8 protein-coding genes are annotated in these 9,838 nt (G+C 58.0%); 2 read left to right on the forward strand and 6 right to left on the reverse strand.

Annotated elements, in window-relative coordinates; genetic code table 11:
- Nucleotides 1-382, forward strand: a 382-nt coding sequence (locus KF784_18390) for a hypothetical protein (protein ID MBX3121033.1), incomplete at its 5' end; no start/stop codon positions are given.
- Between the two features lie 28 nt (nucleotides 383-410).
- On the opposite strand, the gene KF784_18395 is transcribed toward KF784_18390, so the two are convergent.
- From KF784_18395 to KF784_18420, 6 genes are all read right to left on the reverse strand, one after another.
- On the reverse strand, nucleotides 411-3,830 hold the full coding sequence (locus tag KF784_18395; GenBank protein MBX3121034.1) for a type I restriction endonuclease subunit R: 3,420 nt from the start codon (nucleotides 3,828-3,830) through the stop codon (nucleotides 411-413).
- Nucleotides 3,827-4,696, reverse strand: a complete 870-nt coding sequence (locus KF784_18400) for a nucleotidyl transferase AbiEii/AbiGii toxin family protein (protein ID MBX3121035.1) — start codon at nucleotides 4,694-4,696, stop codon at nucleotides 3,827-3,829. The genes KF784_18395 and KF784_18400 overlap by 4 nt, the downstream gene beginning before the upstream one ends.
- On the reverse strand, nucleotides 4,693-5,502 hold the full coding sequence (locus KF784_18405; GenBank protein MBX3121036.1) for a type IV toxin-antitoxin system AbiEi family antitoxin domain-containing protein: 810 nt from the start codon (nucleotides 5,500-5,502) through the stop codon (nucleotides 4,693-4,695). Before KF784_18405 ends, KF784_18400 begins: the two co-directional genes overlap by 4 nt.
- Nucleotides 5,503-5,942: 440 nt before the next feature.
- The gene (locus KF784_18410) at nucleotides 5,943-6,803 is read right to left on the reverse strand and encodes a restriction endonuclease subunit S (GenBank protein MBX3121037.1); all 861 of its coding nucleotides are present in this window, start codon (nucleotides 6,801-6,803) and stop codon (nucleotides 5,943-5,945) included.
- A 43-nt stretch (nucleotides 6,804-6,846) separates the two neighbouring features.
- On the reverse strand, nucleotides 6,847-7,191 hold the full coding sequence (locus KF784_18415; GenBank protein MBX3121038.1) for a DUF1016 family protein: 345 nt from the start codon (nucleotides 7,189-7,191) through the stop codon (nucleotides 6,847-6,849).
- 29 nt (nucleotides 7,192-7,220) lie between these two features.
- Nucleotides 7,221-9,347 (reverse strand): N-6 DNA methylase, encoded by a 2,127-nt coding sequence (locus KF784_18420; GenBank protein MBX3121039.1) that lies wholly within the window; start codon nucleotides 9,345-9,347, stop codon nucleotides 7,221-7,223.
- Between the two features lie 16 nt (nucleotides 9,348-9,363).
- Here KF784_18420 and KF784_18425 point away from each other — a divergent pair, with 16 nt between their 5' ends.
- Nucleotides 9,364-9,795, forward strand: a complete 432-nt coding sequence (locus tag KF784_18425) for a hypothetical protein (protein ID MBX3121040.1) — start codon at nucleotides 9,364-9,366, stop codon at nucleotides 9,793-9,795.
- The last annotated feature ends 43 nt before the right edge of the window (nucleotides 9,796-9,838 follow it).

Raw genomic sequence — 9,838 nt, forward strand, 5'->3', positions numbered from 1 at the left:
AGTGCTCCGCAACGCGGTGGTCGATCACTACCGGCAACGGTCAACATCCGAGCGGCTGACGGAAGCCTGGGCGAGGGAATTTCCGGATGTGCAGGAACCGGCGGCGGAACTGCGGCAGGAGATCTGCCAATGCGTCTCGGGCCTGCTGGACACGCTCAAGCCTGAATATCGCAAGGCCCTGCAGATCGTGGATCTGCAAGAAGGCAAACTGAAAGACCTGGCGCAACAGTCAGGCATCACGCCAGAAAATGCCGCCGTCCGCGTCCATCGGGCCAGGGCGGCGCTGCGTCGCCGGATCGAACAGGCTTGCGGCACCTGTTCCGTGCATGGGTGCCTGGATTGTTCGTGCGAGGCGGCAGGCGGGAAGGACTGCGGAGGGTAAACGAACCTCCGCCTAGCATTGCGGCGTGCTAGCGGCTGCTATCATGCCGAGCCTGGCCCCAATGGCCCGCCCTGCTCCGCTGCCAGACATAGTCATAGACCTGCCCGGCCACTGCCTCTGCCTCATCGTCGGTGAATGGCGGCCGAGGCAGCGACTCCCAAAGATTGTCTAGGATACAGACCTTCACTTCGGCCTGCGTCGTAGAGTTTTGAGTCCAATTCTCCATCGCCTTTAGCAACTCCTGCAATGACTTGAGCAGCGCCTTGCTCGCCTGTTTGAGCCTTTCACGGTCGGCCTTGGTGACGTCCTCCCTGAAGATCATTTGAAAGAGGACATACTCGTCCTGGCTCAACCCTTCTTCCGCTGCCTGCTTCTCCTCGGCGTCGAGACTGGTCGCGAGCGCAAATAATTCTGCAAAGGTCGCCTCGACAGTCGCCCGGTCTTTTTCGCGGTTATAGTCGGCAATAATGGCTTGGTACTTCTTGTAATAATCCATGTGCATGGGATTCCAAGCAAGCATTTGGGCCAGCTTCTGCTCCACGACCTCTCGAATGTCTTGGAGCGCAGCATGTTTCCGGCGCACCTTGCGCGCGAACTCATCCCGCAACCGGCCCAAATCGATCGCACTGAGATCCACCGTGAGCCCAGCCGCATGATCGTTTCCGGGAGCCGATGCCCGGATGGCCTCGTTGACAATCCGGTGCAACTCCTTCAGCACCTCGGTCACATCGGCGGTATCACGGTTTTCTTGTAGCTTCTTGTAGATGGCCTCAATGTTGTCATGGCGCTCCGCATAGGCAAATACGCTCGGCTCCATGAGCAACGCCTTGAAGCAGATGAAGACCTGCCGCGCCATAATTTCGAACCGGCGTTTGGCATCATCTGAGGTGTAAATGGCATTCACTGCATCCCGTAGGGCTTCGATGCGTGTGAATCCTGTGGCACCGTGAAGCCGACCGGGATCGAACCCGAGACCAATGAGATGTTGTTCGGTCAGCTCAATGGACTGAAGCAAGGCCAGCACCAGTTCAGCGATGGGGGCGACAATGTCACCGGCCTCCTCGTCCTCATCGCCCAGCGCATATTGAGCCAGTGCTTCGCGCAGGCTCTTGAGCATGCCGTTGTAATCGACAATCACCCCGCAACTCTTCCCAGGATAGATCCGGTTGGCGCGGGCAATGGCCTGCATGAGATTGTGGGCCTTCATCGGCTTGTCGAGATAGAGCGTTCCGAGGCACTCCACATCGAAGCCGGTCAGCCACATGGCACAGACGATCGCGATGCGGAAAGGGTGCTCAGGGTCCTTAAAGGCATCATCCACTGCCGTTCGTCTACCGTCTTGGGTCTGGAATCCCGTCTTCATCACCAGGCGGTGCGGGATGATGTCGAAGTCCCACTTTTTGAAATCCCGAACTTCGTTTTGTGCTTCACTGATAACGATCTCGATGATGGTGCTTGCCATCCATTGTTCCTGCCCCCGCAGTCCATCGAGCTCCTTGCTCAGGCGTTCCCTCATATCCGAGTCGACCGCCGTCGCAAGCTCCATCTCCTTGATCGGGAGAGCGGCACGAATCAGGGCCAGTGCCGCGTTCCAGCGAGGCTGGATGCGCTGAAGCATTCGCGCACAGGTGATCTTGTCGATACAGACCAGCATCGACTTCCCGCTTTGCCAACGGGTGGAACAATGCTGAACGAAATCGTCGGCCAGCTTGTCGAGACGGTCGTCCGCGGTGATCACTTCATAGTCCTGGCCCAGCAGGCGTTCGAGCAAGGCTTCCTGGTCCGGATTCAGTTCAGCTTCTTCAATCTTTGCGGCGATTCGATCGTTCAGGTCCAGCCTGGCGAGTCCCAGCTTCTCGCCCCGATTCTCATAGACCAGCTTGACGGTGGATTGGTCCTCTTCCGACCGTTTGAAATCGTAGCGGGAAATGTAGCCTCCGAAGATCCGCCGGGTGAGTTCGTCATGCTTAAAGAGCGGCGTACCGGTAAAGCCGAGAAACGAGGCGTTGGGCAGGGCCAACCGCATGTTCCGCGCAAACTTGCCGGCCTGCGTCCGGTGGGCTTCATCCGAGATGACAATGATATCGTCGCGCTCGCTGTACGGGGCAGTCACGGGCTGATTGAACTTGTGAATCAGGCTAAAGACAAACCGGTGATTCCCGCGCAGAGTTTCTTGGAGTTCTTTCCCGGAGGCGGCGCGCGGGGTCTTCTCGTCGGAGACGCCGCAGCCGACGAAGGTGCGCCAGATCTGCTCGTCCAAGTCTTCCCGGTCCGTCATCACCAGGAAGGTAAAGTTACCGGGGACCACGCGCCGCACCTTCTCCACAAAAAACGCCATGGAGTAGGATTTACCGCTGCCTTGCGTGTGCCAGAACACGCCTAGTCGTCCGAGGTCCGGATGTGCGCGTTTGAGCAGAGGTAGGTCTATCAGATCCTGCGACTGCGCGGGAGCGGCTAGTAGATAGGCCTGATCTGCCGGTACAGACTCAGCCGCGAGGGAGGGGCGTTCAATTGATGCCCGGTATTCGACAAGTCGCTGCTCCGGTGGATACTGCCGTTTCAGTTCCTCCTGGTGAATCACTGAACCCACGGCATTATTCACGCCGAGCACTTGATGATTGCGGGCGACCACCTTGCGCGTCCCGCCGGCACGACTCTCATCGAACAGGATGAAGTTCTCCACAAGATCGAGCAGCCGATCCTTGGACAGCATTCCATCGAGGAGCGCCTCGGCATCCACGCGCGCCTGAGCCGACTCTGTATCGCGCTTCCATTCGACAAAATGTTCCCACTTGCTCGTGATCGAGCCGTAACGGGCGCGATCGCCGTTGCTGACAACAAGAAACGCATTGTGGTGAAACGCATGGGCGATACTGTGCGCACTCAGATAATCGGTGAGGTTGTCGTCGAATCCGGCACGGATGTTCCGATAGACCGCCTTCAGTTCGATAAAGACCAGCGGCAATCCGTTCACGAAACAGACCAGATCGGCCCGGCGGTTATAGTGCGGCACCAGCAGGCCTTGAATCTTGAGCTCGCGCACGGCCAGGAACCGGTTGTTCTCAGGAACACGAAAGTCGATCACCCGGGCATGGGCATGGCAGGTTTCGCCTGAGTCATCCCGCCATTCGACCGGGACACCGCCACGAAGACACCCATACAACTCCCGGTTGTGCTGGATGAGCGAGCGCGCGAAGTCGGTGCGCGTCAGCTTGTCAATGGCCTGCTCTCTAGCGGCGTTCGGAAGATCGGGATTCAGTCCTGCGAGCGCCGCCCGTAGGTCCCGCACCAATACAACATCTCGCTCGGATGAGCGCCCCAAGAGGCTTTGCGGCCCGAAGGTCTCGGCATTGTAGGCATAGACGCTTTCCCAGCCCAGCCGATCACGCAGGTGGTCGGCGAACGTCTGCTGAACCAGCCGGTCTTCGCTGTTAATGTCGGTGATCATACGCGCACATGCAATCGGTCGGCCATCTCCGCCACCACCCTGAAAGCTCGATCCAGATCAAACGCACGAAAGTCCTTTTCACGGAGCACCGGTCGCAATTGTGGTGCAAGCTGCTGCCGGAGAACGGCTAATCGTTCAGCGGATACATTGATCGGCTCGTTGCCGGGGACCGCCAATTTAGCCTGGACCAAACCGACCAGCTCGGTGTCGTGCGGCTCCAGGCCGAGTGTCTGTACGGCGTAGTCGATATCGAAGAAATCGCGAATGGCGGCTTCCCGGCGAGTGAAGGCCGCGCGAAATTTTTCGCCAAAGGCCTCCGCCCGTGAAATACACCGCACTTGTTTCGGGGGAAACAACGTCCGGCCGGACACCGGATCGAGCAGAATCGTTTTGGCGTCGCCGCTCACTACCGCATGCAACAGTGGCTCGCGCAACCCTACCTCGATCTTGATCGTTTCCTCTCGTTGCCCGACGAATGATCGATACCCGACCAGGGCATTGTACTGCGTCGAACTGTTGGCACCCGTCAGCGGCTCGATCACCGTTACCGAAGGAAATCTGTTCGGAAGCGCAGCAATAACGGTCTTCAGACCCTCTGCCGCTCTGCTCCTGGACGCACGTGACGCATCCGTCGGCATCGGAATCACAAAGTCCAGATCTTCGCTGAGACGATAGAAATCGGCATGGACCTTGGCGAGGCACGTTCCCCCCTTAAACACCAGGTTCTTATGAGCGTCGCAGAGATATTCGAGCAAGAGCGAGCAGAGATAGTCTTTTTCGATCAACCGCTCGGGGAATCCGTAGTGTTGCCTCGTGAACCCGAGCGCTTCCCGGAAGAATTCGGGCTCCGCGAACAGATCCGTCATGCGGATGAGTCCTTGTCGTTGACGACTACCCCCCAGCGCCCGTGAACGGGTCCACGCTTCGGTTTGCTGGGGATCCAGGGGATGGGACCCTTCGTGGGTGTCAGGGCCCGCTCCAGCTTACGCAATAGCGTTTCTTCGACACCTTCCTTCTCCAGCAAGACCCCCATGCGTCGGATCGTGCCTTTGTCACCATAACGCAGCGTGCACAGGACCAATTCCGCCGCGCTGATTCGTCGGGCCTTCATCTCGCGACGAATCCACTCATACCCGCGGGGGATGCCGTTGAAGCGGGACCAGTCGTAGACGGCATCCACCAGCGTCCGCACCCGGGAGGAATAGACCGCCGTTTCTCCGTCCGGCGCCGGGACCGTGGTGGTGTCCCCGAGCCGACTACCGGCGACTTTAATCAACGTGATGTCCAGCGCGCCGATTTTCCACTCGCCCGATATCCGGTTGTTATACACATACAGCCGGACGGGAATCTGTTCATCGAAACCGTAGTAGTTGAAGGCGTTGGGGCCCGAGAGTTGGTACCGCCCTTTGCGTTCCTTCATTAAGGTGTTCAAGGCCAGCGCTTCGCTCGGACTCCACTTGCCGCCGAGCGGCAGCTTCTGCGGCGCAAGATAGAGCCCACGTTGAACACGAACGATCCAGCCGGCTTTGGCTAACCGGCTGAGGAGCTTTCGTTCTCTCGGTGCGGTTAAGTGCAGGGGGCGGACCAAGTCGCCGGCCCGGACGACGGCTTGTCCCCGCATCTGGACATAGGCAAACAGAAGCCGTTCGATCTCTCCCAGACCCTTTTTCATGGCTGCACTGTATGTGTGGGTAAATCCCCTGTCAAGGGATTATCCATGAAATAGTGTACGACCACGCTTAGACCGCGATCTCCCCGCTCATCAGGCGCGGGAGCAGCAGATCGCGGGCGGCGCGAAGCTTCTGGTTCTGTTCCATCAAGTTAGCAATCTGACGAAACATCGGCACTGCTGCGTCCTCAAAACGTCTGACCAACTTCTCGTCAGGGACTGTGAAGGGAATTAGTTTGAACGTATCAACAACGATCGCATCGAAGACGGCACCGACAGCGTGTTGCTTGAAGTAGTCGATCGCCTCTCCGAGAGCGCAGAAGAGAAATAACTGCGACACATGGCCTTTGCCAACAAGTGCGTAGCAGGATTGGCTCATGGCCATCGGATGAGATGCAAGATTGAGCTTGCCGACAGTACCTCTCGCCGAGATGAACACGGTGTCACGCTCGTAGAGGCGACTGTTGCAGTTCTTCAGGCCAAGTTCGGTGATGGAACGCTCGGTCTGCAGCACGTAAGGCGCATCCGAAGCGTCCTTTGGTGTATAGAACGGAATCTCGCCCCCCCAGTAGTCGGCAACGATTGTCTTTGGCGTCCCCCCACTGAGGACCTCCATAACCGCAAACGCGGTGGTCTTGTCCCACCCCTCCGGCACGCCGTTGGTGATGCGGGTGTGTTCGTGGCCGGGAAAGCGGAGGCGGACGAACCATTCGCGATAGAGCTGCCGCGCCGCTTCCTCCAGCAACGCCATCCCGCCGCTTGTTGTTCTCGATCAGGTCGTCGTAAGCAGAAAGGATGTCGGCAATCGCCTTCTGGTGCTGAATGCCTGGCAGGGTGATGCGCATCCGTTTCAGGTGGGTCGGCCCAAAGTTCGGCTGCGCCCCGCCTGTTACAAACCCCTCTACTTGATTGATGAATTCCGGCGAGCGAAGCCAGACGTACAAGAAATCATTATCTAGGCTGCTTCTGTCCTGACTATGGAACCGAATGACACTCGTATTCATCATCAACGGAAGGTGTTCGACTCGGATTCGCCCAACTTTCCCATATGTATTCCCAGAACTAGCCACCACAATGTCGTTTTCTTCGATGGCGAAATGCGCGTAGCGCGTTTCAAATTCCTCCAGTGACACGAACTTATCTGTATTTGTCACATTGACAGAGCCATCGCCGATTATGTTGGTCACGTTGATGACCTTCATGCCTTCGGTGGTCCACTGATGCGTACGAAGGCCAGGGCCTTCTTGAAAGAAGGCCACATCTCCAAGTGGCACCTTGGCCGTCCTGCAGGCCGAGCTGCTCATGCCCCCAACTCCTCGAAGTTCTCCTGAATCTTCGCCGCCCGGTTCATTCCCCATCCTCCAGCAGCTTCGCGATCTCTGCAGGACTAGGCAGCTGCCCCTTGAGTTCTTTGGGCAAGCGCTTCACGACGTGGTAGGAGGCCACGCCGATGGGCTTCTGGGCCGACTGCAGCGCATACTCCACCACCGTCCGGTTCTTTTCCTTGCAGAGGATGATGCCGATCGACGGATACTCGCTCTGTTCCCGCATCTGCCGGTCGAGAGCGGTGAGGTAGTGCAACCAGCGGTTGCACATTTTGCCGGTCACAGCAGGCCAGGAAAACTCCCTCATATAAAAGACCTTACGGCGCGCAGCATGGGGTAATCGACGGAAATCGATTGCTTCATACATCACCTCTCTCGCACCAGTGGTGCGAGTTTTCAGATACCTAACTCCTCGAAGTTCTTTTGAATCTTCGCCGCCAACTCGACCGCTTCCTTGTTAAGATCAGCCAGTTCGGTGTGGATATCGCGCAGGGTCTGTTCGAAGTCGAAGTCTTCATCCTCCTCCTGCGGTGCGACGCCGACATAGCGACCGGGCGTGAGGCTCCAGTCGGCGGCCTCAATCTCCTTGCGATCCACCAACTTGACCAATCCCGGCACGGCTTGAAGTTCGGCCTGAGGAAAGCGATCTTGCAGCCAGGCCACTTGCCGATGGAAATACACGGCCTGCTTGAGTTGCTCGACGACAGCCTTGCGCTCCTCATCAAGCTGTTTGACTAACTTGCCCGTTGCGCGTCGGTCGTAGGCCTCCGCAAGGACATCGTCCGTCGCCGACTCAGCGCCCAGGTCTGCATTGCGCGCGGCAAGCTTGTAGAGCAAATCCACCTGCTTGATGAGGTCACGGATCGATGCGGCAATTGAGTTATAGCTGGTGCGGGCACTGTGCTGCGCGTTGTTCTTGTCTGGTAAGGCCTTCGCGTATTTATTGACGAAGCCGCCAAGAGCGGCGAGCAACGTTTTTCTATCAACCTCATACAGCAACTGCGCCTCCCGCAGCTCGGTCACCGCCTCGGCAAGCGCCTGTTTCTTCTCTCCGTCGAGCGCCTCATGTTTCTCCGCTGCAGCGGCGAGACGGTCGAAACGCCCGCGCAGCTCCGCAAGCCTGGCGTCGAAGACGGCCACTGCCGCTGGTATGGCAGCGCTCTCGGTGCAGACCTGGCCGATGTAGTCACGGATGAGGGCCAGGAAGCGAGCTGTTTGGCCACGGTAGAGCCAGACGATAGCCGCGAGGTTCTGCATCTGTTCAGGCGAGAAGTCGTAAATCTTTCGCGTGACCTTGCGATAGACATTGCGCGCGTCGAGCATCAGGACGTTGTCTTTGCGGTTTGCCGGCTTGTCCCGGTCGAAGTGCCACAACTCGCAGGGGACGGTGCGGGTGTAGAAGAAGTTGGAGCGGATCGAGATCATCACATCGACATCGCCCGTCTCGACAATCTTCTGCCGGACTAGTTTCTCACCATGACCGGCACTCGACGCCTGGGACGACATGACAAACCCGGCCCGCCCTTTCTTATTGAGATAGCTCCAAAAATAGGAGATCCAGAGATAGTTGCCGTTGGAGACTTTCTTTGCCTTGTTCACGCCGGGCAGACCAAAAGGAAGGCGCCGCTTGTCTTCCTCGGCTTTCACCGCATCCACCAGATCCACATTAAACGGCGGATTGGCCATCACAAAATCGCACGCGCCGACCAGGCTGTATTCGTCCTGGTAGTAGGTGATGGCCTCGGCGATTTTCCCTTCGAGCCCGTGCACAGCAAGGTTCATCTTGGCGATGCGGATGGTCTCCCGATTCTTCTCCTGACCGTAGAACACGACTTTTTTCGCCGTATCCCCGCCTTCATGCTCGATGAAATGGCTCGACTGCACAAACATGCCGCCGGACCCGCAGGCCGGGTCGAAAATAGTGCCATGGTTCGGCTCGATGATGTTGACGATGGTCTGCACGATGGACGCAGGCGTGAAAAACTCGCCGTTGTCGTGCGCCTTCTGAATCGAGAATTTGGCGAGGAAGTATTCATAAATACGGCCGAATACATCGCCGGTAGCCTGTTTGATCTGCTCGCTATTAAAGAGGCGCATCAGATCTTCGAGCACCTTCGCCTCGAAGATGCCATAGTCCTTCGGCAACACGCCCTTCAGCGGAATGAACACATCCTCAATCGCCGTCATCGCCTTCGTGACCAAAGCGGGCAAGCCGGCAGGATTGACGCTAGCTTCGGACATAATGTTTTCATACCGCGCTTCCACAGGAAGCCACAGCGCCCGCCGACGGACGTAGTCCTCAGGCAGGACCTTACGCTTCGGCATCTTCCCACTGGCTCGATCTGCATCAATCTGCTGCGTCGCGGCATCGAAACGATTCGCCGCGTGCCGCAGAAAAATCACACCGAGGACCGGCATGAAATAATCGCTCGACGTTAGTTTGGAATTGGCCCGAAGGTTATCCGCCGCCTCCCAGAGTGAGGTTTCGAGTTTCTCGATATCTTTGAAGCTTCCGTCGGTCATATGATCCTTCGCGCTGATGCTCTGCCGGTGTGAGTACCTGATCTTTCAAGTTCGACGGGAGAATACTGCTTCGGCCCGCTCCACACAAGCGACTACACAGGCCGTTTCAGGCTACCATCGCACGATGACATCCGGGGTCACAGTGCAGGCGATTTTCTCATCCGACCGCGATGCTATTCTTGCATTTCGCGCAACCGGCCCCGTATGCTCGATTCATTATCGGGAGAACGCCATGGCTGAGCCCACAACCCTATCCCATCTAACCCTGGCTGAACTCAAGAACCTGGTCGAAGGCCTCGTGGACGACCGGCTGCGCACGTTGATCGGCGACCCGGATCTCGGCGCGCCGCTCGGGGCATCCGTCCGCGACCGCCTCAAACAGTCCCTCGCCTCGACGGAGCGTCTCACGGGTGATGAAGTGGCCGACAAGCTCGGCCTGCGGTGGTAGCGATGCCCTGGTTTCGTCTCGCGTTCCGGCCCAATGTGGTGGG

Source organism: Fimbriimonadaceae bacterium (assembly GCA_019638775.1).
Lineage (GTDB): Bacteria > Armatimonadota > Fimbriimonadia > Fimbriimonadales > Fimbriimonadaceae > JAHBTD01.

Bases quoted from the DNA above. Each gene is read 5' to 3' on its own strand.
- KF784_18395 (MBX3121034.1), bottom strand. From the start codon at position 3,830: ATGATCACCGACATTAACAGCGAAGACCGGCTGGTTCAGCAGACGTTC.
- KF784_18400 (MBX3121035.1), bottom strand. From the start codon at position 4,696: ATGACGGATCTGTTCGCGGAGCCCGAATTCTTCCGGGAAGCGCTCGGG.
- KF784_18405 (MBX3121036.1), bottom strand. From the start codon at position 5,502: ATGAAAAAGGGTCTGGGAGAGATCGAACGGCTTCTGTTTGCCTATGTC.
- KF784_18410 (MBX3121037.1), bottom strand. From the start codon at position 6,803: ATGAGCAGCTCGGCCTGCAGGACGGCCAAGGTGCCACTTGGAGATGTG.
- KF784_18415 (MBX3121038.1), bottom strand. From the start codon at position 7,191: ATGTATGAAGCAATCGATTTCCGTCGATTACCCCATGCTGCGCGCCGT.
- KF784_18420 (MBX3121039.1), bottom strand. From the start codon at position 9,347: ATGACCGACGGAAGCTTCAAAGATATCGAGAAACTCGAAACCTCACTC.
- KF784_18425 (MBX3121040.1), top strand. From the start codon at position 9,364: ATGCTCTGCCGGTGTGAGTACCTGATCTTTCAAGTTCGACGGGAGAAT.